This window comes from Achromobacter spanius (assembly GCF_039673305.1).
Lineage (GTDB): Bacteria > Pseudomonadota > Gammaproteobacteria > Burkholderiales > Burkholderiaceae_B > Achromobacter > Achromobacter spanius_F.
In genome coordinates this window covers 39,622-60,462 of sequence record NZ_JBDJLJ010000011.1, presented here as the reverse complement: position 1 = coordinate 60,462, position 20,841 = coordinate 39,622, and the positions used below count along the sequence as shown (strand labels likewise).

Annotated in this window: 20 protein-coding genes and 1 tRNA gene; 5 read left to right on the top strand and 16 right to left on the bottom strand. The window is 64.3% G+C overall.

Annotated features, from left to right (window positions below; genetic code table 11):
- Nucleotides 1-80: 80 nt before the first annotated feature.
- Nucleotides 81-1,229 (top strand): tyrosine-type recombinase/integrase, encoded by a 1,149-nt coding sequence (locus ABE485_RS12080; protein WP_346515534.1) that lies wholly within the window; start codon nt 81-83, stop codon nt 1,227-1,229.
- Between the two features lie 93 nt (nt 1,230-1,322).
- Here the strand turns inward: ABE485_RS12080 and ABE485_RS12075 are convergent.
- The 9 genes from ABE485_RS12075 to ABE485_RS12035 form a co-directional block, all read right to left on the bottom strand.
- Nucleotides 1,323-1,399: transfer RNA gene (locus tag ABE485_RS12075), tRNA-Pro, on the bottom strand.
- 245 nt (nt 1,400-1,644) lie between these two features.
- Nucleotides 1,645-2,076 carry a MerR family transcriptional regulator gene (locus tag ABE485_RS12070; RefSeq protein ID WP_346515533.1) on the bottom strand — a complete coding sequence of 144 codons (432 nt, stop codon included), beginning with the start codon at nt 2,074-2,076 and terminating at the stop codon, nt 1,645-1,647.
- 58 nt (nt 2,077-2,134) lie between these two features.
- Nucleotides 2,135-2,473: an integration host factor subunit alpha gene (locus ABE485_RS12065; RefSeq protein WP_081477996.1), complete on the bottom strand. Its 339-nt coding sequence runs from the start codon at nt 2,471-2,473 to the stop codon at nt 2,135-2,137.
- Between the two features lie 3 nt (nt 2,474-2,476).
- Complete coding sequence (gene pheT, locus ABE485_RS12060) at nt 2,477-4,894, bottom strand: phenylalanine--tRNA ligase subunit beta (RefSeq protein WP_346515532.1); 2,418 nt, start codon at nt 4,892-4,894, stop codon at nt 2,477-2,479.
- Nucleotides 4,895-4,907: 13 nt separating this feature from the next.
- Nucleotides 4,908-5,930: a phenylalanine--tRNA ligase subunit alpha gene (pheS, locus tag ABE485_RS12055; protein WP_346515531.1), complete on the bottom strand. Its 1,023-nt coding sequence runs from the start codon at nt 5,928-5,930 to the stop codon at nt 4,908-4,910.
- A gap of 77 nt (nt 5,931-6,007) precedes the next feature.
- Nucleotides 6,008-6,367, bottom strand: coding sequence for a 50S ribosomal protein L20 (gene rplT / locus ABE485_RS12050; RefSeq protein ID WP_006218741.1), 360 nt, complete (start codon nt 6,365-6,367; stop codon nt 6,008-6,010).
- Nucleotides 6,368-6,384: 17 nt separating this feature from the next.
- Nucleotides 6,385-6,582 (bottom strand): 50S ribosomal protein L35, encoded by a 198-nt coding sequence (gene rpmI / locus ABE485_RS12045; RefSeq protein ID WP_066659711.1) that lies wholly within the window; start codon nt 6,580-6,582, stop codon nt 6,385-6,387.
- 364 nt (nt 6,583-6,946) lie between these two features.
- Nucleotides 6,947-8,473 (bottom strand): YifB family Mg chelatase-like AAA ATPase, encoded by a 1,527-nt coding sequence (locus ABE485_RS12040; RefSeq protein ID WP_346515530.1) that lies wholly within the window; start codon nt 8,471-8,473, stop codon nt 6,947-6,949.
- Between the two features lie 123 nt (nt 8,474-8,596).
- On the bottom strand, nt 8,597-8,848 hold the full coding sequence (locus ABE485_RS12035; protein WP_008159910.1) for an accessory factor UbiK family protein: 252 nt from the start codon (nt 8,846-8,848) through the stop codon (nt 8,597-8,599).
- 675 nt (nt 8,849-9,523) lie between these two features.
- Here ABE485_RS12035 and ABE485_RS12030 point away from each other — a divergent pair.
- Complete coding sequence (locus ABE485_RS12030; RefSeq protein ID WP_006218735.1) at nt 9,524-9,862, top strand: P-II family nitrogen regulator; 339 nt, start codon at nt 9,524-9,526, stop codon at nt 9,860-9,862.
- Between the two features lie 29 nt (nt 9,863-9,891).
- Complete coding sequence (amt, locus tag ABE485_RS12025) at nt 9,892-11,130, top strand: ammonium transporter (protein ID WP_346515529.1); 1,239 nt, start codon at nt 9,892-9,894, stop codon at nt 11,128-11,130.
- Between the two features lie 98 nt (nt 11,131-11,228).
- Here amt and ptsP read toward each other — a convergent pair whose 3' ends face one another.
- The 6 genes from ptsP to thrS form a co-directional block, all read right to left on the bottom strand.
- On the bottom strand, nt 11,229-12,986 hold the full coding sequence (gene ptsP / locus ABE485_RS12020; protein ID WP_346515528.1) for a phosphoenolpyruvate--protein phosphotransferase: 1,758 nt from the start codon (nt 12,984-12,986) through the stop codon (nt 11,229-11,231).
- Between the two features lie 55 nt (nt 12,987-13,041).
- A complete protein-coding gene (locus tag ABE485_RS12015) occupies nt 13,042-13,311 on the bottom strand; it encodes an HPr family phosphocarrier protein (protein WP_006387993.1) in 270 nt (89 codons plus the stop codon).
- 108 nt (nt 13,312-13,419) lie between these two features.
- The gene (locus ABE485_RS12010) at nt 13,420-13,821 is read right to left on the bottom strand and encodes a PTS sugar transporter subunit IIA (RefSeq protein ID WP_346515527.1); all 402 of its coding nucleotides are present in this window, start codon (nt 13,819-13,821) and stop codon (nt 13,420-13,422) included.
- 18 nt (nt 13,822-13,839) lie between these two features.
- Nucleotides 13,840-14,841, bottom strand: a complete 1,002-nt coding sequence (gene gshB, locus ABE485_RS12005; RefSeq protein ID WP_346515526.1) for a glutathione synthase — start codon at nt 14,839-14,841, stop codon at nt 13,840-13,842.
- 165 nt (nt 14,842-15,006) lie between these two features.
- On the bottom strand, nt 15,007-15,558 hold the full coding sequence (gene infC, locus ABE485_RS12000; protein ID WP_076812461.1) for a translation initiation factor IF-3: 552 nt from the start codon (nt 15,556-15,558) through the stop codon (nt 15,007-15,009).
- A gap of 20 nt (nt 15,559-15,578) precedes the next feature.
- Nucleotides 15,579-17,531, bottom strand: a complete 1,953-nt coding sequence (gene thrS, locus ABE485_RS11995) for a threonine--tRNA ligase (protein ID WP_346515525.1) — start codon at nt 17,529-17,531, stop codon at nt 15,579-15,581.
- Nucleotides 17,532-18,133: 602 nt separating this feature from the next.
- Between thrS and ABE485_RS11990 the strand changes: the two genes are divergently transcribed.
- The gene (locus ABE485_RS11990; RefSeq protein ID WP_346515524.1) at nt 18,134-18,877 is read left to right on the top strand and encodes a response regulator transcription factor; all 744 of its coding nucleotides are present in this window, start codon (nt 18,134-18,136) and stop codon (nt 18,875-18,877) included.
- 20 nt (nt 18,878-18,897) lie between these two features.
- Here ABE485_RS11990 and hemN read toward each other — a convergent pair whose 3' ends face one another.
- Nucleotides 18,898-20,328: an oxygen-independent coproporphyrinogen III oxidase gene (hemN, locus tag ABE485_RS11985; protein WP_346515523.1), complete on the bottom strand. Its 1,431-nt coding sequence runs from the start codon at nt 20,326-20,328 to the stop codon at nt 18,898-18,900.
- Between the two features lie 153 nt (nt 20,329-20,481).
- Here hemN and ABE485_RS11980 point away from each other — a divergent pair, with 153 nt between their 5' ends.
- On the top strand, nt 20,482-20,748 hold the full coding sequence (locus ABE485_RS11980; RefSeq protein ID WP_346515522.1) for a hypothetical protein: 267 nt from the start codon (nt 20,482-20,484) through the stop codon (nt 20,746-20,748).
- The last annotated feature ends 93 nt before the right edge of the window (nt 20,749-20,841 follow it).

The window sequence follows — 20,841 nt, the reverse complement described above, 5'->3', positions numbered from 1 at the left end:
ATGGCGATTGACAAGGACGCACCTGCGCGCAAGGATTCCCCCCGCAGCGAGCGCCCACGTAGCAACGGAGCATCAAGTCTATGGGGCAAAAAACAATTACCGGGCTCACGCTCAAAGACGGCGTCTGGCACATCGACAAAGTCGTCCGCGGATACGGACGAATTCGAGGCAGCACTGGCACAAGCGTTCGCGCGGAAGCCGAGCGGTTCCTCCTCGAGCGAATCGTCCAGGCCGACGCAGAGCGGAAGGAGCGCGCCCACTGGCGCCCGACTTTCCGCGCCGCGGCAACCCGCTACCTAAAGGAGTACGCGCACCAACCATCCATTTGGCTGACAGCCACCTATCTCAAGCAGCTGGACCCGTATATCGGCGACCTACATCTGGATGAGGTCGACAACGAAGCGCTGCAGGCCTATGTCGATGATCGCCTCGAGGCCGGGCGAGCGCCTCGCACGGTCAACATTGCGCTGCAGCGCGTCGTCCGAGTCCTGAACGTCGCTTCCCGCAAGTGGCGCGACGACAACCGAAAGCCCTGGCTCGCGGTGGTCCCGATGATCGAAATGCTGAGCGAGAAGTCGCGGCGCCAGCCCTACCCTCTCTCATGGGAGGAACAGGCGGCGCTGTTCAAAGAGCTGCCGGAGCACCTGCAGGTCATGGCACTCTACAAGGTGAACACCGGCTGCCGCGAGCAGGAAGTCTGCAAACTGAAATGGCAGTGGGAAATCGAAGTTGAGGGGCTCGGCACCAGCGTGTTCCTCATCCCAGCAGAGTTCGGAGGACGGTTCGACGACTCCGGCGTGAAAAACCGGGAGGAGCGACTGGTTGTACTCAACGATGTCGCGCGGTCAATCATTCGCAAGCAACGGGGACAGCACCCCGAATGGGTTTTTCCCTACGAGGGCCGAGCCTTGCACCGGATGAACGACACCGCCTGGCGTAACGCACGAAAGCGGGCCGCCGCGCAGTGGAAGAAGACCCACGGCACGGCGCCGCACCCGGGGTTCGCAAGCCTGCGTGTTCACGATTTGAAGCACACATACGGAAGGCGACTGCGGGCGGCCGACGTGCCAGAGGAGGACCGCAAGGCATTATTGGGACACACAGACGGGAGTATCACTTCGCATTATTCAACGGCTGAGCTGGCGAAGCTTATTGAATATGCGAACCGAGTTTCCGCGACCGACACGCGCAGTCCGGCGTTGACGGTTTTGAAGCGGAAGGTGGCATAAGGGGATATGGGAACGTGGGAGTATGTCCCCACGAAAGTCCCCACAATGAGAAAGGCCGTTAGTGAGTACTCTCACTAACGGCCTTGGAACTACTGGTCGGGACGGCGGGATTCGAACTCGCGACCCCTTGCACCCCATGCAAGTGCGCTACCAGGCTGCGCTACGCCCCGAAAGAAAAAGAGTATAGCAGAACAAAAATTTGTTTGCACGCATTGGTGCAAAAAAGTGCTGAATACTCAAAAAAAAATTTGCGCCCCACGTACACCGCACGCATCAGCTTCGCGTGATGGAACGGCGTGCGCACGGCGCAATGCACTACGGCTTGCGTTGCGCGCGACCGTCGAGGTCTACACGCTTCGCGGGAACTGCTCTAAAAACTTTGGACTTCAAATGACGCGCGTGGCGCGCGTCAGGTTCAGAACGCGGGGCCCGCCTGGCTTGCGCTGGCGGCCGACGTGCTTGCCGCATTGCCGAGGGCTTCGCCCAGCATCGCCGACACGTTGCTCAATTCATTGCGCAACGATTGCATCTCGGTGCCCGACAGGCGCACGGCGGCGTCCTGATCGTGCGGCACGTCGCGCGCGTCGCCCAGGCGATTGCGCGCGCCGCTGATCGTGAAGCCTTGTTCGTACAAGAGGGAACGGATGCGACGGATCAGCAGCACTTCGTGATGCTGATAATAGCGGCGGTTGCCGCGGCGCTTCACGGGCTTGAGCTGCGTGAATTCCTGTTCCCAGTACCGCAATACATGAGGCTTGACGCCACACAATTCGCTGACTTCACCAATGGTGAAGTAACGCTTGGCGGGAATGGGCGGTAAGGTAACGGTGGATTCAGTACGTGTCATAAGCGGATTTTATGCGCGCGGTGCGTCGGGTGCCGATAACAATTACCGACAAAGCGTATCACTCCGCGGCGTCGGGTGCCGCAGGCACTGCCTGCTCCACCACGCTCTTGAGTTTCTGACTCGCGTGGAACGTGACCACGCGCCGTGCGGCGATGGGAATGGTCTCGCCGGTTTTTGGATTGCGGCCAGGGCGCGGCGGTTTGTCGCGCACCTGGAAATTGCCAAAGCCCGAGAGCTTGACGGAGTCTCCGCGCGCCAGGGCGTCGCGGATTTCCTCGAAGAACGTATCGACGATGTCCTTGGCTTCGCGCTTGTTCAGGCCGACCCGCTCGAAGAGCAGTTCGGCCAGCTCGGCCTTGGTCAGGGTGCGTTGCTCGGCAAGCATACTAGTCCCCATGGTTCAGGCACGCTGGCGCGCGCCGTGCGCGCTGACCAATGCATCCTTGATGCGTGCCAGGCAATCCGCCACACGGGCTTCGTCCAATGTGACCTCAGTGTCCTGTAGCCAGAATCGGAAAGCAAGGCTTTTCTCGGCGACGGGTTCGCTGCCGGCGGCCTTCTCGCGCCACACGTCGAACACGCGCGCGTCCTGCACCACGGCCAGTTGCGCGTCGGATTTGACGGCCGCCGCCACGGTGTCCAGCATCGATTGCGCGGACACGTCCTCGTCGACCCACAGCGCCAGGTCGCGCACCACCACGGGCTGGCGCGACAGTTCGCGCACCTGCGGCAGTTCGCCTTCCGACAGTGCGGCGACGTCGAGTTCGAAGACCACGGGCGCATGCGCCAGATCAGCCTGCTGCGCCAAACGCGGGTGCAGTTCGCCGATCCAGCCGACCTGCTGGCCATCCAGCAGCACGCGGGCGCCACGGCCCGGATGCAGCGCGGGATGCGCGGCGGCTTCAAAACGCAGGCGCCGGCCGCGGGCGCCGAACAGGGCCTCGACGTCCATCTTCACATCGAAGAAGTCCACGTGGCGCGTAGGCACGCCCCACTGCTCTTCCACCGCCGGGCCCCAGGCCGCGCCGGCCAGCTTCATGGGCTGGCGCACGCCGGCCACTTCAAGCGGACCATCCTGGGCCGAGGCGTCGCGCACGAAGACGCGGCCCAGTTCGAACAGGCGCACGCGCGACTGCTTGCGGTTGGCGTTGTGGCGGATGTTGGCCACCAGGCCGCCAATCAGGCTGGAGCGCATGACCGACAGGTGGCTGGCGATGGGATTGACCAGGCGGACCGGGTTGTCGTTGCCGGCGTAGTCGCGTTCCCAATCGGACTCGACGAAGCTGTAGTTGACGACTTCCTGGTAGTCCTGCGCAGCGGTCAGACGGCGCAGCGCATGTGCGCCGCGGCGCACCTCGGGCTGCGAGAACATCTTGGCTCGCGCCATCGGCGGCACGTCGGGAATGCTCTCGAAACCGTAGATGCGCGCGACTTCCTCGATCAGGTCTTCCTCGATCTCCAGATCGAAGCGGTACGACGGCGGGTTGACGATGAAATCGTCGCCTTCGACCGTGAACTCCAGGCCCAGGCTGCCGAAGATCTGCGCGACCTGTTCCTTCGTGACCGGCACGCCCAGCACGCGATGGCAGCGCGCCAGGCGCATGCGCACGGGCGGACGCTGGGGAAGATTGACGATCTGGTCGTCAACGGGGCCGACCTGGCCGCCGCAGATGTCGACGATCAGACGCGTGATGAATTCAAGGTGCTCGGGAATGCTGGCGTAGTCCACGCCGCGCTCGAAACGATGGCTGGCTTCGGAGCTGAACTTGTAGCGGCGCGCGCGGCCGGCAATGGCTTGCGGCCACCAGAACGCGGCTTCCAGATAGATGTTCTGCGTGTCCAGCGTCACCGAGGTGGCTTCGCCGCCCATGATGCCGGCCAGGCTTTCGACCTGATCGCCCGCGACCACGACGCCGACCTTCGGGTCCAGCGTGACGGTCTGGCCATTGAGCAGTTCCAGCGACTCGCCTTCACGCGCCCAGCGCACGCTGATGTCGCCGCCGATCTTGTCCAGGTCGAACACGTGCGACGGACGGCCAAGTTCCAGCATGACGTAGTTGGAGATATCAACCAGCGCGGACAGCGAACGCTGGCCGGCGCGCTCCAGGCGCGTCTTCATCCAGTCGGGCGTCGCGGCGCGGGCATTCACGCCGCGGATGACGCGGCCGCCGAAACGGCCGCACAGGTCCGGGGCTTCGATCTTGACCGGCAGGCGCTCGTCCAGGGTGACCGGCACCGCGACCGCAGTGGGCACCGACAGCGGCGCGCCCGTCAGCGCCGCCACTTCGCGCGCCACGCCCAGGATGGACAGGCAATCGGCGCGGTTCGGCGTGAGCTTAAGGGTAAAGAGGGTGTCGTCCAGATCCAGGGCCTCGCGGATGGACTGGCCGGGAACCATGTCGGCCGGCAGTTCCAAGAGGCCCGCATGGTCTTGCGACAGGCCGAGTTCGCGGGCCGAGCACAGCATGCCGGACGACTGCACGCCGCGCATCTTGGCCACGCCGATCTTCATGCCGCCGGGCAGTTCCGCGCCGACGCGGGCCAGCGGCACCTTCAGGCCGGCGGCCGCGTTGGGCGCGCCGCAGACGATCTGCAGGCGCTCGCCGGAGCCGTCGTCCACTTGGCAGACGCGCAGCTTGTCGGCGTCGGGATGCGGAGCGATCTCGACGATGTGCGCCACCACCACGCCGGAGAACGCCGGCGCGGCGGGCGCGGTGTCTTCGACTTCCAGGCCGGCCATGGTGAGCCGGTGCGCGAGTTCATCGGTTGCGATCGGGGGATTGACCAGCGTACGCAGCCAGGATTCGGGAAATTGCATGATCAGCCGTCTGTTATTCGTTGAACTGGCGCAGGAAGCGCAAATCGCCTTCGTAGAACTGGCGCAGGTCGTTGACGCCGTAGCGCAGCATCGTCAGGCGCTCGAGGCCGGAGCCGAAGGCAAAGCCGATGTAGCGCTCGGGATCCAGCCCGAAGTTGCGCACCACCTGGGGATGCACCTGGCCGGAGCCGGAGATTTCCAGCCAGCGGCCGCGGTTCGGGCCCGACGTGAACATCATGTCGATTTCGGCGGACGGTTCCGTGAACGGGAAGAACGACGGACGGAAACGCACGACCAGATCGTCGCTTTCGAAGAAGCAGCGCAGGAAATCGGTGTACACGCCCTTCAGGTCGGCAAACGAGATGTCCTCGGCGATCCAGAGCCCTTCCACCTGGTGGAACATGGGCGAGTGCGTGGCGTCGCTGTCGACGCGATAGGTGCGCCCGGGCGCGATGACCTTGATGGGCGGCTTGTTCATGCGGGCGTAGCGCACCTGCATGGGGCTGGTGTGCGTGCGCAGCAGCAGCGGCAGGCCGTCCGCGTCGTTCATGTCGACGTAGAACGTGTCCTGCATGGAACGCGCCGGATGGTCCAGCGGGTTGTTCAAAGCGGTGAAATTGGTCCAGTCGTTTTCCACTTCGGGGCCGTCGGCCACATCGAAGCCAATGGAACGGAAGATCTCTTCCACGCGTTCCCAGGTCCGGATCACCGGATGAATGCCACCCGGCGCGCGACCGCGGCCCGGGAGGGTGACGTCAATGGTTTCGGATGCCAGACGGGCATCCAGCTCCGCCTGCGCCAGTTCGGCGCGGCGCGAGTTCAACAGTTCTTCGATCTTTTGCTTGGCCTGATTGATCCGCGCACCCGCTTCGCGCTTTTGCTCGGGATCGAGCTTGCCCAGGCCTTTGAGCAGCACCGTCAGTGCGCCTTCCTTGCCGAGGAAGCGAGCCTTTGCGTTCTCAAGCGCGGCGGCATCCGTAGCCGCGGCGAACCGTTCTTGCGCCTGGGATACCAGGTCATCAACCAATCGAGTCATGAAATCCAGCCTTCAAAACGCAAACGGGGCTATTACAGCCCCGTTTGCAGCGATGCGCGATGAGTTAAAGCGCGCGATCAGGCAGCCAAGGCAGCCTTGGCTTGCTGCACGATGGCGGCAAAGCCGGCCTTGTCGCGCACGGCCAGATCGGCCAGGACCTTGCGGTCGAGTTCGATCGAAGCCTTCTTCAGGCCAGCGATGAACACGCTGTAGCTGACGCCATGCTCGCGGACGGCCGCGTTGATACGCGTGATCCACAGAGCGCGGAACGTGCGCTTCTTGTTGCGACGGTCGCGGTAGGCGTATTGGCCAGCGCGCATGACTGCTTGCTTGGCAATACGGAACACATTACCGCGGCGGCCACGGTAACCCTTGGCGGCGGCAATGACTTTCTTGTGACGTGCGCGGGCGGTAACGCCGCGTTTGACGCGAGGCATAGTAGATCTCCCTTAGATCAAGCGAAAGGCATCATGGCCTTGACGGAGGCCACGTTGGTTTCATGAACCGCCGCCGAACCGCGCAGCTGGCGCTTGTTCTTGGTGGTCTTCTTGGTCAGGATGTGACGCTTGAACGCCTGACCACGCTTGATGGAGCCGCTGCCGCGAACCTTAAAGCGCTTCGACGCGCTTTTCTTGGTTTTCATCTTGGGCATGATGATTCCCTAAACTAAAACACTCATTGTTGATTTACATGACGCCAGGTGCTTGGCGCGCGCTTTGGGTTTCAGCCACTTGTGCTTGAATCGCCACTCGGGCTTGAACCTTCACGCAACGACAAAACTTGTAGACCTGTTGCCACTTCTGGGGGGTACTGCTGGGGTACTGCACCTACGCCTTCGATACTGCCAAAGGATTCCCTTCCGGACGGCCCTTCAGGCGCAAGTTCTTCCCCAGCCAAGGCAAAAAAACAGCCCTGATCCGGGAAAGCCTTTGATTATATGGTGATTTCCCGCAGTTTGTCGAGTCGGCGGGGCGCGGCGCGCACGGGAAGCGACGTTGCGTCCCCGTGGATGGCAATCATACTTCGGGGCGCCGGTACTGGACCGCTTGCGCCACATGGCAGGCCGCAAGCCTGTCCTGGCCGTCCAGGTCGGCGATGGTGCGAGCCACCCGCAAGGCGCGGTGCATCGCGCGGGCGGATCCTTTCAGGCGCCGCATCGCTTGAGACATCAGGTTCCGGGCGGCGTCGTCCATGGCGCAGAACTCGTCGAGCTCGGCCCCTGCCAGCCCCGCGTTGGGCTTGCCCTGCCGGGCGTGCTGCCGTTCCCGGCACCGGACCACGCGCGCCCGGACGGCGTCCGAGGCCTCGCCCGGCGCTGCGGCCATCCAGTCGGGGTCGGATGGCGGCAGGGTCACGTGCAGATCGATGCGGTCCAGCAAGGGGCCGGATATCTTGCCCGCGTAACGCGACACCTGATCCGGCGTGCAGGCGCACGCGCGGGCGGGATGGCCGCGCCAGCCGCAGGGACAGGGATTCATCGCGGCGACCAGCTGAAACCGGGCGGGAAACTGCGCGGCGTGCAAAGCCCGGGCAATGACCACCCTGCCCGCTTCCAGGGGTTCCCGCAGCGCTTCCAGCGAACGGCGGCTGAACTCGGGCAATTCATCAAGAAAAAGCACGCCGTGGTGCGCCAGGCTGATTTCGCCCGGCCGGGGCCGACCGCCTCCGCCCACCAGGGCGGCGACCGAGGCGGAATGGTGCGGCGCCCTGAACGGAGGCTGGCCTGTCAGGGCCTCGGGCAGACCCGCCATGGCGGCTACTGCGGCGGTTTCCAGGGCCTGACCGCGCTCGAGCGGCGGCAGCAGGCCCGGCAGGCGGGCGGCAAGCATGGTCTTGCCGGCGCCAGGCGGCCCCACCATCAGCAGGCTGTGCGCCCCTGCCGCCGCGACTTCCAGCGCCCGTCGCGCACCTGGTTGCCCCCGGACGGCAGACAGGCAGGGAGCAGGCGCCGCGTCGGGCCAAGGGCTGGGCACGGCATTCGGCAGCAGGCAGACGCCGGCCGCGTGCGCCGCGACGTCGGCCAGGCTGCGCGCCGACAATACCCGCAAGCCGGGCACCCAGGCCGCCTGCTCGGCGCTGCCTGCGGGCAATATCAGCGTGGCATCGGGCGCTTCGCGCGCGACGCCCAGCGCAATGACCAACGGCGCGGCGACCGGCACCAGCGCGCCGGTCAAGGACAGCTCGCCGGCCAGGACCAGATGCGCCAGCGTGGCATCCTGAGGCGCGACATTGGCGCCGTCGGCGGCGGGCGGCGCCAACTGGCCGGAAGCCAGCAGCAAACCCAGAGCAATGGGCAAATCGAAGCGCCCGGATTCCTTGGGCATGTCGGCGGGCGAGAGATTGACGGTGATGCGGCCTGCCGGGAATTCGAACCCGCTGTTGATGATCGCAGCCCTGACCCGTTCGCGGCTTTCCCGCACTTCGGTGTCGGCCAGGCCAACCACGTTGAAGCCCGGCAGCCCCGGGCCCAGGTGAGTTTCGACGCGGACTGCGTGGGCGTCCATGCCGGAAAGGGCCCTGCTGGCAAGAACGGCAAGCGTCACTGCGGTCTCCGGATCGGTTCGGTGTCCGCCAGTATCCGCAAAAAACAAACGGCCGCGGATGCGGCCGTGACAAAACCATCACGCGCCTACGCATCCGACGACGCGCGGCGCGGCTGGGGTCGCCTACTTGTCCAGGGCGGACAGGCGCGACTCCATCTGCTGCACCTGGGCAGCCAGCTGATCGACGCGCGCACGGGTGCGGGCCAGCAGATCGGCCTGGACATCGAATTCTTCGCGCGTAACCAGATCCAGCTTGGAAAAGGCTTGCGTCATCATGGCGCGCACATTGCGCTCGACATCCGCAGCAGGACTGCGGGCGATCAGGTCGGAGATGTTCTTCTGAAGATCTTCCATCCATTGGGTGCGATTGTTCATATACGGCCTCTCGATGTTCTTGATGGCTCAAGTGTAGTGCGTCGACGCACATGTTTCAGAGCCTGCAGGCGTTGCGCCAAAAAAAAGGGCGGGCCGCATGCGGTGACCGCCCTTCAAAGCACAGGAGAAAACCGGGCTGCCAGACGGCAACCCCCTACCAACACCTTTACTCATGCCCGCTGCCCGTTCGGGCAGCGCCTTGGCATCCTCCAATTGGCCGATGCCGTGTTCCTGAGTCCGATTCTTCTCGAGCGCACCCGGACCAACAAGCTCACCCGTGTAAACCCTCGTATCACGGTCGCACCCCAATTTGAGGGGCGTTTGGCGGGTCGCAGCCCGGATCGCAATCGGTCCATTGCTCCCGAAGCCGCAGCCAGCAACGCTGAGCGAGAAGCAGCCTGCCGCAAGGCGCCCCCTCGCGGCCGTCTGCGGAGGATCCGGCTGTCATTGCACTCGCATCAATTCGCTACAAATGCTTGATGCGGAACATATTTCGTTGCATGCCGCACCTCGCGACGACTGCGCACCAAATTGAGGCCGCATCGCGGTGCATGGCGCACCACAACAGTGCAGTTACGCACAACTCTTGCGCCCTTCTGCGGCGCTGCGGGGTCTTCCCAACATGGCACAGATATTGCTTTAACCACGGTGCGTGCAACCATGAGAGGAAATGCCATGAAACTCATCATCGCCATCATCAAGCCCTTCAAGCTCGACGAGGTGCGGGTGGCTCTATCCGGAATCGGGGTCCAGGGCCTGACTGTGACAGAAGTAAAGGGATTCGGCCGCCAGAAAGGCCACACCGAGCTCTACCGCGGCGCTGAATACGCCGTCGACTTCCTGCCCAAGCTGCGAGTCGAGGCCGCCGTGCCCGACCACCTGGTCGACCAGGTCATCGAAGCGATCGAACAAGCCGCCCGCACCGGGAAGATCGGCGACGGCAAGATCTTCGCAGCCCCCCTGGAACAAGTGATCCGTATCAGAACGGGCGAAGCCGGCGAAGCTGCGCTGTAAATAAATAAAAACTCAATGGAGCCCTGAAAATGGATAAAGCAGATATCTCCTGGTTGCTCGTCTCTACCCTGCTTGTATTGATGATGGCCGTACCCGGTCTGGCGATGTTCTATGGTGGCCTGGTACGCAGCAAGAACGTGTTGTCCGTGTTGCTCCAAGTGCTGTGCACGTTCGTGCTGGGCCTGGTTCTCTGGTTCATCTATGGATACTCCCTCGCTTTCACCGAGGGCAACGCCTTCTTCGGCGGCCTGTCGCGCGCCTTCTTCTCCGGCATGTTCAACCCGGCTGACGGCGCGTACGCCATGTCGAACACCCTGACCGAGCTGCTGTTCGCCTCGTTCCAGGCCACGTTCGCCGGCATCACCTGCGCCCTGGTGGTCGGCAGCTTTGCCGAGCGCGCACGCTTCTCGGGCGTCCTGGTGTTCACGGTGATCTGGTTCACGTTCGCCTATGTACCCATCGCCCACATGGTCTGGTTCGCGTCCGAAACGGCGCCGGGCCTGCTCAACGCCCAAGGCGCGCTGGACTTCGCCGGCGGCACCGTGGTGCACATCAATGCCGGCGTGGCCGGCCTGGTGGGCGCCTATGTGGTCGGCAAGCGCGTCGGCTATGGCCGCGAAGCGATGCAGCCGCACAACCTGCCGATGACCTTCGTGGGCGCCGCCCTGCTGTGGGTGGGCTGGTTCGGCTTCAACGCCGGTTCGGCGCTGGCCGCCAACGAGAACGCCACCCTGGCCTTCTTCAACACGATGATCGCCACCGCGGGCGCCGTGCTGGCCTGGCTGTTCACGGAATGGGCCATCAAGGGCAAGCCCTCGATGCTGGGCGCCGCTTCGGGCGCGATTGCCGGCCTGGTCGGCATTACCCCGGCCGCCGGCCTTGTCGGCCCCGTGGGCGCACTGATCATCGGTGTGGTTGCCGGCGTGGTCTGCGTCTGGGGCGTGAACGGCCTGAAGCGCATGCTGCGCGCTGACGACGCGCTGGACGTGTTCGGCATCCACGGCGTGGGCGGCATCGTCGGCGCCCTGCTGACCGGCGTGTTCAACGCCCAGGTCTTCGGCGGCCCCGGCCTGGCCGAGCCCGGCATGATCGCCCATCAGCTCTGGGTCCAGCTCGAAGGCGTGCTGCTGACCATCGTCTGGTCCGGCGTGGTGGCCTGGATCGCCTACAAGATCGCCAACGCCCTGTGCGGCATGCGCGTGCCGGAAGACCAGGAACGCGAAGGCCTGGACGTCACGAGCCACGGCGAGTCGGCGTACCACAGCTAAAAGCTGCAATCAGCGCCCTTTTCCCGCCGCCCGCTGCGGCGGGAAAGGCGAAAAAATAGAGCCCCGAATCGGGGCTCTATTTTTTGGGTCGGCGGGAATCAGGTGGGACCGAGCGCGTCCAGATCCACGGGCAAGGCCCGGTTCAGCGCCGTCGCCACTTTGATGCGCAGGGCGTTGGAATGCGCGCGGCGGACCTCGCGCTTCACGTCCAGCAATTGCTGCGGATGCATCGAGAATTCGGTCAGGCCCAGGCCCAGCAGCAGCCGCGTCATGCGCGAATCACCCGCCATTTCGCCACACACGGCAACCGGCTTGCCCGCCCGCTCGCCCGCGTTGATGGTGTTGGCCACCAGCCGCAGCACGGCGGGGTGCAGGGGATCGTACAGCGCCGCCACGTCATGGTCGCCGCGGTCGATCGCCAGCGTGTACTGGATCAGGTCGTTGGTGCCGATGGACAGAAAATCCAGCGCCTGGGCGAACGGTTCGATCGCGATGGCGATGGCCGGAACCTCGACCATCGCGCCCACTTCCATGTGAGGCGCATAGGCTTGCCCGCGCGCATCGAGTTCGCGCCGGGCGGACTCGATGGCCGCCTTGGTCGCCACGACCTCGTGCATATGGGCGATCATGGGAATCAGCAGCCGCACCGGGCCGTGGGCCGAGGCCCGGAGTATGGCGCGCAGTTGCGTCGCGAACATTTCCGGCCGGGCCAGGCAGTAGCGGATGGCGCGCTGCCCCAGGGCGGGGTTGGTCGCCACGGTGGCCTCGCCATCCAGCGTCTTGTCTGATCCGATGTCCAGCGTCCGGATCGTGACTGGCCGGCCGGCCATCACCTTGACGACCGACGCGTAGGCTTCGTACTGCTCTTCTTCGCCGGGCAGGTCCGGCCGTCCCATGAACAGGAATTCGCTGCGGAACAGGCCGATGCCATGCGCCCCCGCCGCCAGCGCAAGCGCCGCCTCGTCGGGAAGCTCGATGTTGGCATGCAGGACGACGTCGATCCCGTCCAGGGTCACGGACGGCTCGTCGCGCAGCAGGCCGAGCTCGGCGCGTTCATCGGCGTAGACCGTCTGGCGGCGGCGGTATTCCTGCAGGATGCGTTCGGAGGGATTGACCACCACCGCGCCGGAGCCGCCGTCGATGATGAGCATGTCGCCGTCGCGGACGAGTTCGCGCACGTTCCCCATGGCGACCACCGCCGGCACGCCCATGCTGCGCGCCACGATCGCGGTATGCGAGGTCGGGCCGCCCAGATCGGTGACAAAGGCGGCAAAGCGCCCGCCCCGCAGGCGCAGCATGTCCGCGGGAGAAATATCGTGCGCCACCACCACCAGCGCTTCATCGCCGCCCATGTGCGACATGTCGGGCAGGATTGCCGACGTGCCGGCCAGGACGTGCAGCACCCGCTCGATGACCTGGCGCACGTCGGCGCCGCGTTCACGCAGGTACTCGTCTTCCATGGCGTCGAACTGCTGGCCCAGGATCTGGCCCTGCGTCGTCAGCGCCCATTCGGCGTTGTAGTGGCGTTCGGCGATCAGGGCGAGCGTCTGCTCCGCAAGCAGCGGATCGCCCAGCAGCAGGCTGTGCACGTTCAGCATGGCGCCAAGCTCGCGCGGCGCGTCGGCCGGCAAGGTGTCGGCCAATTGCAGCAATTCCTGCTGGGCGGACGCCAGCGCGGAGGTCAGGCGGCTGCTTTCGGCCGGCACGTCTTCCGGCGAGATGCGGTAATGGGCGACTTCGAGCGCTGCGGCGCCCATGACGACCGCGCGTCCGATGGCGTAGCCCTTGGCAACGCCTTTTCCGTACAGACAGACAACGGGGCTGGCAGCGCCAGCCCCGTTGCGAGCGTCCGCCATGGACGCGGGCGAACCGGTCCGAGCTGGGCTCGGGCCGGCCGCTTCAGAAGAAGTTCTATTCCTGCTCACCGAATTTGCTGTCGAAGAGGGTTTCGATTTCGGAAAGAGCCTGCTCGGCATCGCTGCCCGAAGCCTCCAGTTTGACCGTCACTCCCAGCCCAGCGGCCAGCATCATGACGCCCATGATGCTCTTGGCGTTCACGCGCTGCGCGCCGCGTGAAATGAAGATTTCGCTGGAGAACTTGCTCGCGAGCTGCGTCAGCTTGGCGGCGGCCCGGGCATGCAGGCCCAGTTTGTTGCTGATGACAATGTCTGTATTAGGCATAGGAAATATTATGACCGCGGCCTACGCCGCAGTGTTGATCGCAGCCAATCGTCGAACCGATCTTCGGCCTGAAATAATAGCCGACATAATAGGGCAAGTCCCTGCCCGTCAGTCTACACGTAAGACGCCCTGAACCCCTCCGGCCAGGGCCTTTTCGCGCGTCTCGGCCAAAGGCAGGTTGCGGTAGGTCAACGCGCGCAGCAGCATCGGCGTGTTCAATCCAGCCAGCACACAGCACTGGATGCCCTGGGCCTGGGCGTCCGCGACGGCCCGCTTGGAGATATTGGCCGGCGTGGCGCCGATCAGGTCCGTCAGCACCAGCACGCCCCCGCCGTGGTCCTGCTCCAGGATGTCCTTCAGGACATCCGGAGCCAGGTCGTCCGGCCGGTCCTCGGGCAGGATATCGTGGATGGCCAGCATGCCGTCGAGGTTGCCCATGACGTGGCTGGCGCATTCGCGCATTGCCGCGCCCAGGGGCGCGTGCACGACGATCACAATACCCGTGGTCATGTCAGGCGTTCCGACAGGTCAGGCCGCCACGGCGTCGGACGCCGCAGCTTTGGCCGCCACGGCTTTGGCCGCCACGGCCTTTTCCAGCGCCTGGACGAACATGCCCGCGACATCGAAGCCGGTCTGTTCGGCGATTTCCACGAAACAGGTGGGGCTGGTGACGTTGACCTCGGTGACGTAATCGCCGATGACGTCAAGGCCGACCAGCAGCAGGCCGCGGGCGGCCAGCTTGGGAGCCACGGCCTCGGCGATCTCGCGGTCGCGCGGCGACAGCTCCTGCGCGACGCCGCGTCCGCCGGCGGCCAGGTTGCCGCGCGTTTCGCCGGCCAGCGGAATGCGGGCCAGCGAATACGGGACCGGCTCGCCGCCGATGAGGAGGATGCGTTTGTCGCCCTTGACGATGTCGGGAATGTAACGCTGCGCCATGATGGTGCGCGCGCCGTTGTCCGTCAGCGTTTCCAGGATGGCGTTCAGGTTCGGATCCTTGGGCTGCAGGCGGAAGACGCCCGTGCCGCCCATGCCGTCGAGCGGCTTGACGATCACGTCCTGGTGGGTGTCGTGGAACGCCTTGAGGCGGGCCATGTTGCGCGTCACCAGCGTGGGCGCGGTGAACTCGCTGATTTCGGTGATGGCGAGCTTTTCGGGATGGTTGCGGATGGCCGCGCCGCCATTGAACACGCAGGCGCCCTGCGCCTCGGCGTATTCGAGCAGGTGCGTCGAATACACGTATTCCATGTCGAACGGCGGATCCTTGCGCATTACCACCGCGCCGAAGTCGGCCAGCGGCAGGTCGCGCGCGGCGGACTCGCGCCACCAGTCGTGGCCGTGCAGATCGGCGTCGGAGACCAGTTCGATCGGCGTGGTCGTGGCCTTGACCGAGCCGGCCTCGATATAGAGGTCGCCCTGCATGGCCACGCTGAGCGTGTGACCGCGCGCCACCAAGGCGCGCATCATGGCGACGGAACTGTCCTTGTACGCCTTGAGCAGCGGCAAAGGATCCAAAACGAACAAAACATGCATCGCGACACCCTGAACGGACGCCGCCTCCCCTTGCGGGAAGGCGGCTTTGCTTTATGACATCGTAGCTCAGAGCCGCCCAATAAGCGAACCCGCCGGTCACGAGACGGACACGGCGGGTTGCTGGATGGGAAGGCTGAGCCTTGCCTTAAGAGCTACAGCTGGCGCTCAGGCCGCCGATTCAGGCTTGCCCGCGGGCACGGCCTTCTTCTTGGGGGCCAGCACCATGACCATCTGACGGCCTTCGAGCTTCGGCATGGCTTCGACCTGGGCAAGCTCCAGGAGATCGTCGCGCACACGTTCAAGCACCCGCATACCCAGCTCTTGGTGAGCCATTTCGCGGCCGCGGAAGCGCAGCGTCACCTTGGCCTTGTCGCCTTCTTCGAGGAAACGGCGCAGATTGCGCAGCTTGACCTGATAGTCGCCCTCGTCGGTGGCCGGACGGAATTTGACTTCCTTGACCTGGATGACCTTCTGCTTGGACCGGGCTTCGGCCTGGCGCTTCTGCTCTTGGTACTTGAACTTGCCGTAGTCCATCAAACGGCAGACCGGCGGCTCGGCGTTCGGCGCGATTTCCACCAGATCCACGTCGTTTTGCTCGGAAAGACGGAACGCGTCGGCGATCTTGACGATGCCCAGCTGTTCTCCGTCCAGACCTATCAGGCGCACCTCGGGGACGCGGATTTCACCGTTGATGCGATTGGCTTTTTCAGTGGCGATGTTGAAAGCTCCTAGAAATGTTAAGCAGCGCTGCTATCAGGTTGATTGACGTCACGGCGGGTGGAAACGTCCTCGGACAGTCGCGCGACGAACTCGTCGTATGCGATGGCGCCAAGGTCCAGTCCACCCAGTCCGCGTACGGCTACGGTGCCGTTTTGCTTCTCCTTGTCGCCGACGACAAGAATGTACGGCACCTTTTGCAGGCTGTGCTCCCGAATTTTACGAGTGATTTTTTCACCGCGCAAATCGGACTCTACTCTAAAGCCTTGTTTTTTCAGGCTTTGCGTGATTTGGGCCGCATAATCGGCCGAAGGTTCGGAAATGCAGCATACGACAGCCTGCACCGGAGCCAGCCAGGGAGGCATCGCGCCGGCGTGGTTTTCGATCAACATGCCGATAAAGCGCTCGAGGGAACCCAGGATCGCGCGGTGCAGCATGACCGGCGGACGGCGCTGGTCGTTCTGGTCCACGAACTCGGCGCCCAGGCGCACGGGCATGGAAAAGTCCACCTGGATCGTACCGCACTGCCAGTGGCGCCCGATGGCGTCCTTCAGCGTGTACTCGACCTTGGGGCCGTAAAAAGCGCCCTCTCCCGGGGAAATCTCGAACTCGCAGCCGGTGCGGCGCAGGCTTTCCATCAGGGCGGCCTCGGCCGTATCCCAGACTTCATCCGTGCCGATGCGCTTTTCGGGACGCGTGGCGACCTTGTACAGGACCTCGGTGAAGCCGAAGTCGCGATAGACCTTCTGGAGCAGCGCCGTGAAGTCGGCGCACTCGTCCTGGAGCTGTTCTTCGGTACAGAAGATGTGGCCGTCGTCCTGCGTGAAGCCGCGCACGCGCATCATCCCGTGCAGCGAACCCGAGGGCTCGTTGCGGTGGCACTGGCCGAATTCGCCGTAGCGCAGGGGCAGTTCGCGATAGGAATGCAGGCCGGCGTTGAAAATCTGCACGTGGCCCGGGCAGTTCATCGGCTTCAGGCCGTAGACGCGGTTCTCGGACTCCGTCGTGAACATGTTTTCACGGTAGTTGTCCCAGTGGCCGGTTTTTTTCCAGAGCGAAATGTCGAGGATCTGCGGCGCCTTCACTTCCTGGTAGCCGTTGTCGCGGTAGACGGAGCGCATGTATTGCTCCACCTGCTGCCACAGGGCCCAACCCTTGGGGTGCCAGAAAATCAGGCCCGGCGCTTCGTCCTGGAAGTGGAACAGGTCGAGTTCGCGGCCGATCTTGCGGTGATCGCGGCGCTCGGCCTCTTCCAGCATATGCAGGTAGGCTTCCTGTTCTTCCTTGGTGGCCCAGGCGGTGCCGTAGATGCGCTGGAGCATCTCGTTCTTGCTGTCGCCTCGCCAGTAGGCGCCGGCCACCTTCATCAGCTTGAAGACCTTCAGCTTGCCCGTGGACGGCACGTGCGGCCCGCGGCACAGGTCGATGAAGTCGCCTTCGCGATACAGGCTGAGCGGTTCGTTGGACGGGATCGAGGCGATGATCTCGGCCTTGTACTTTTCGCCGATGCTTTTGAAGAACTCGACGGCGTCATCGCGCGACCATTCTTCGCGCGTGACCACTTCGTCTTTCTTGGCCAGCTCGGCCATCTTCTTTTCGATGGCGGCCAGGTCCTCGGGCGTGAACGGGCGCTTGTACGAAAAGTCGTAGTAGAAGCCGTTGTCGATCACCGGACCGATGGTGACCTGAGCGTCCGGGAACAGTTCCTTGACGGCGTAGGCCAGCAGGTGAGCCGTGGAATGGCGGATCAGATCCAGGCCGTCGGCGTCCTTGGCGGTGACGATAGCCAGGCGGGCATCGCCTTCGATGCGGAAGCTGGTGTCGACCAGCTTGGATTCCGCGCCTTCAACCGTCACGCGGCCGCCCAGGGCAGCCTTCGCCAGGCCCGTACCGATCGATTGCGCCACTTCGGCGACCGTTACCGGCCCCGGATATTGGCGCTGCGAACCATCGGGCAATGTGATCTGTACCATCGGGAGTGCTTCCTGGGGTTCTTGGAACAAAAAAAACGAAAAACGGAAACGAAAAACGCGGCCTGGAAGCCGCGTTCATTTGATTGTCTTGATGAGTCCTACCGCTGACCTGACACGGTGAAACCCGACGCACGAAAAACTAACGCGACATAGGGCGAAAGTTCCGGGTCGTAGTTCGTGCAAGCGGGAAAAACATGGTCTGTAGGCCTGTTGGTGCGCGGCCGGTGCGGCGCGGATCAATATGCAGCAAGACAATTGCAGCAAGTGCAGCTGCATTTATCGTTGCCGATTGTAGCACCCTTTGCACCCTTTCCGTGGCGAAAACGCCACTACGGAGCGCGCCAGGGCAAGGAGTCCCAAGCCTGGCGCGCCGTCCGGAGAGATTTGCCCGCCCCTGCTGCCCCCTGAGGCGCATTCGAATCGTGGCTCGCGCCGGTCTGGCTGGTCGTGTGTGCGTCGGTCTGATTTTGCCTGGATTCACATCCGCTCTGCCGATCCACCACGTAATCTGCCCTCCAAAATCTAGGACCAATCGGGACGTGCGCGCCAGATCCGCCTCATGACGGCTCCGGCCCGCTGGCGTCCCCATCCGTGGAGCAACGATGCATCCCCTTTCAGAGCCAGCCAGCAAGCCGCCCTGCCCTACGCCCCACGAAAACTCCGACGCACCGGCGGGCAGCGCCGGCACGCGCCGGCATCTGCTGCTGTCGCGCCCGCCCCCGCTCATCCGCGTCGCCATCCTCGACGACCACCCCGTCGTGGCGCTGGGCGTCGGCGCCTACCTGGAAAGCCGGCCCGGTTTTCAGGTTCTGCACCGGGAAACCTCGGCGCGGGCGCTGCTGGAAAAGCTGGCGCACTCTCCGTGCGACGTGGCGCTGATCGATTTCTACCTGCCCCTGGAACCGTGGGACGGCGTGAACTACCTGCGGCGCGTGCGCCGCTACCACCCCCACATGGCGATCATCACGTTTTCGGCAGGGAATCGGCTCGAAACCGAATATGCGGCCTATCGCGCGGGGGCCAACGGCTACCTGGCCAAGCAATGGGGCATGGTGCTTCTGCCCGACATGATCAAGGGGGTCGTCAGTGCCCGGGCGCCGTTTCTGTCTGTGCAAGACGGCAAGATCCACAGCATGCCGCCTTCTTCCCCGCACGCGTTGCTGACCACCTCCGAAGTGGAGATCCTGCGCCACATCAGGCAGGGCCTGTCCGTCACCCAGATCGCGGAACGGCTGGTCCGCAGCAAAAAGACCGTCAGCACCCACAAGCGCCGCGCCATGCGCAAATTGCAGCTTGCCGACGACCTGTCGCTGGCGCTCTACCTGCGCGACAAATTCGCGGAGTAGCGTTGCCGCGATGCGCCGAATCAGATGATGCGGGAGTAGCTGGCGCCCGTGGCGACCGTGCGCAGGTACCCGTCGAAAGCCATGGCCACGGCGCGCACGAAGTACCAGCCCAGGCCGGTCACGCGCAGTTCTCCCAGGTGCAGGTTGACCAGGCCCAGTTCGGCCAGGCTTGCCATCTGGGAGAGCTCGCGGCTGAAGTAGTCGCCAAACCGCAGGCCATGGCGTGCTTCGATGCGCGCGAAATCGACGCGTCCCTGGCACATGATGTCCATGATGACTTCTCGCCGCGCGAGGTCGTCGGGGCTGAGCGCCAACCCTCTCTCCACAGCGAACCGCCCTCCTTCGATGGCCGCGTAGTATTCGTCGAGCACCTTGGCGTTCTGGCTGTAGGTGTTGCCGATGCGGCCGATGGCGGACACGCCGAGCGCGATGAGGTCGCGGTCGGGCTGCGTGCTGTAGCCCTGGAAATTGCGGTGCAATTCGCCACGCTGCTTGGCAATGGCCAACGCGTCGGTGTTCAGCGCGAAATGGTCCATGCCGATGTAGGTGTAGCCCTGCTTCAGGAACCCCTGGATCGCCGCGCTGAGCAGCCCCACGCGCGTGGCGCGGTCGGGCAGGTCTGCTTCAATGATGCGGCGCTGCGGCTTGAAGCGTTCCGGCAGGTGCGCGTAGGCATAGAGCGCGATGCGGTCGGGCCGCAACGCGATGACCTGTTCAATCGTGCGGGCAAAGGACTCGGCGGTCTGCAAGGGCAGGCCGTAGATCAGGTCCACGTTGACCGACGCATAGCCCAATGCCCGTGCGCTATGCATCAGCGCGGCGACGTCTTCGTAGGACTGCACGCGGTGCACCGCCACCTGCACGCGCTTGTCGAAGTCCTGGACGCCGAAGCTCAGCCGGTTGAAGCCCAGTTGCTTCAGATAGGCCAGACGCTCGGGGGTGGCCGTGCGCGGATCCACTTCAACGGAGATTTCGGCATCAGGCAGGAAATGGAAAGCCCCACGCAGATCGCCCATCAGGCGCGCCAGTTCTTCGTCGGAAAGGAAGGTCGGCGTACCGCCCCCGAAGTGCATCTGCGATACCGGCACGCCCTGTCCCAGTTCCTGCACGTGCAGCGCGATTTCCTGCGACAGGGCATCCAGATAGCGGGCGGCGCGGTCGTGGTGGCGGGTCACCACCTTGTTACAGGCGCAGTAATAACAGACCGATTCGCAGAAGGGAATGTGGACGTAGAGCGACAGCGGCTCGGCAGGGCTGACCGCGCGCCGCTGCTGCAGCGCCAGCCGGTAGTCTTGTTCGCCAAAGCCGCCGTGGTAGCGATCGGCGGTGGGATACGACGTGTATCGCGGTCCGTTCTTGTCCAGCCGGGCCAGCAGCTGCGGAGGAAAAAACGGCTCGGCGGTGGCGGGCGCCGGCGTTTCCAAAGATTGAGGGCGTAGAGCGGCTTGCATACCCTGAATTATTCGCCTGTGCTGCCGTCCGGATCTTGATCTTGCGCAAACGCCCGGCAAGGAGCCTGCCTCCGGGCAAAACGCGCGGGCTCGGCGGCAACTTGGTCCGGCCCTAAAATGCAGGCATTCATGAAGCAAAACAAGGACATGCAAATGGACACCGAATTGGACGGCCGGCTGTTGGCCATGCGCCAGGCGTTGGCGATCGCCATCGCCCTATCCACCCGCAGCAGCCCGCAGGCCACCGACATGGCCCTGGAACTGCTGGACGACCTGAAGGCGAACCTGGACCGCACGCCGTCGGACAGCCCTTTCGAAAAGCCCGAATGGGTCGTGGGCGCGCACGACGAGCTCGACGGCATCGCGCGCCTGGTGCGCGCCTTCACGCAGACGCCCGACCCCGACGAAGACCCCCAATAGCGCCCGCCGGACGCCGTCGCGCCATGCGGCGTCCATCCTTGTCCTAACTGGCCTGACCACCAGACGAAAAGAGGTGGTATCCCTCACATCGTT

Bases quoted from the DNA above. Each gene is read 5' to 3' on its own strand.
- pheT (WP_346515532.1), bottom strand. From the start codon at position 4,894: ATGCAATTTCCCGAATCCTGGCTGCGTACGCTGGTCAATCCCCCGATC.
- hemN (WP_346515523.1), bottom strand. From the start codon at position 20,328: ATGCAAGCCGCTCTACGCCCTCAATCTTTGGAAACGCCGGCGCCCGCC.
- ptsP (WP_346515528.1), bottom strand. From the start codon at position 12,986: ATGGCGGACGCTCGCAACGGGGCTGGCGCTGCCAGCCCCGTTGTCTGT.
- ABE485_RS12035 (WP_008159910.1), bottom strand. From the start codon at position 8,848: ATGAACAATCGCACCCAATGGATGGAAGATCTTCAGAAGAACATCTCC.
- ABE485_RS12065 (WP_081477996.1), bottom strand. From the start codon at position 2,473: ATGGGGACTAGTATGCTTGCCGAGCAACGCACCCTGACCAAGGCCGAG.
- ABE485_RS12070 (WP_346515533.1), bottom strand. From the start codon at position 2,076: ATGACACGTACTGAATCCACCGTTACCTTACCGCCCATTCCCGCCAAG.
- amt (WP_346515529.1), top strand. From the start codon at position 9,892: ATGGATAAAGCAGATATCTCCTGGTTGCTCGTCTCTACCCTGCTTGTA.
- rplT (WP_006218741.1), bottom strand. From the start codon at position 6,367: ATGCCTCGCGTCAAACGCGGCGTTACCGCCCGCGCACGTCACAAGAAA.
- thrS (WP_346515525.1), bottom strand. From the start codon at position 17,531: ATGGTACAGATCACATTGCCCGATGGTTCGCAGCGCCAATATCCGGGG.
- ABE485_RS12010 (WP_346515527.1), bottom strand. From the start codon at position 13,821: ATGACCACGGGTATTGTGATCGTCGTGCACGCGCCCCTGGGCGCGGCA.
- ABE485_RS11980 (WP_346515522.1), top strand. From the start codon at position 20,482: ATGGACACCGAATTGGACGGCCGGCTGTTGGCCATGCGCCAGGCGTTG.
- gshB (WP_346515526.1), bottom strand. From the start codon at position 14,841: ATGCATGTTTTGTTCGTTTTGGATCCTTTGCCGCTGCTCAAGGCGTAC.
- ABE485_RS12080 (WP_346515534.1), top strand. From the start codon at position 81: ATGGGGCAAAAAACAATTACCGGGCTCACGCTCAAAGACGGCGTCTGG.
- ABE485_RS12015 (WP_006387993.1), bottom strand. From the start codon at position 13,311: ATGCCTAATACAGACATTGTCATCAGCAACAAACTGGGCCTGCATGCC.
- ABE485_RS12030 (WP_006218735.1), top strand. From the start codon at position 9,524: ATGAAACTCATCATCGCCATCATCAAGCCCTTCAAGCTCGACGAGGTG.
- pheS (WP_346515531.1), bottom strand. From the start codon at position 5,930: ATGACTCGATTGGTTGATGACCTGGTATCCCAGGCGCAAGAACGGTTC.
- ABE485_RS11990 (WP_346515524.1), top strand. From the start codon at position 18,134: ATGCATCCCCTTTCAGAGCCAGCCAGCAAGCCGCCCTGCCCTACGCCC.
- rpmI (WP_066659711.1), bottom strand. From the start codon at position 6,582: ATGCCCAAGATGAAAACCAAGAAAAGCGCGTCGAAGCGCTTTAAGGTT.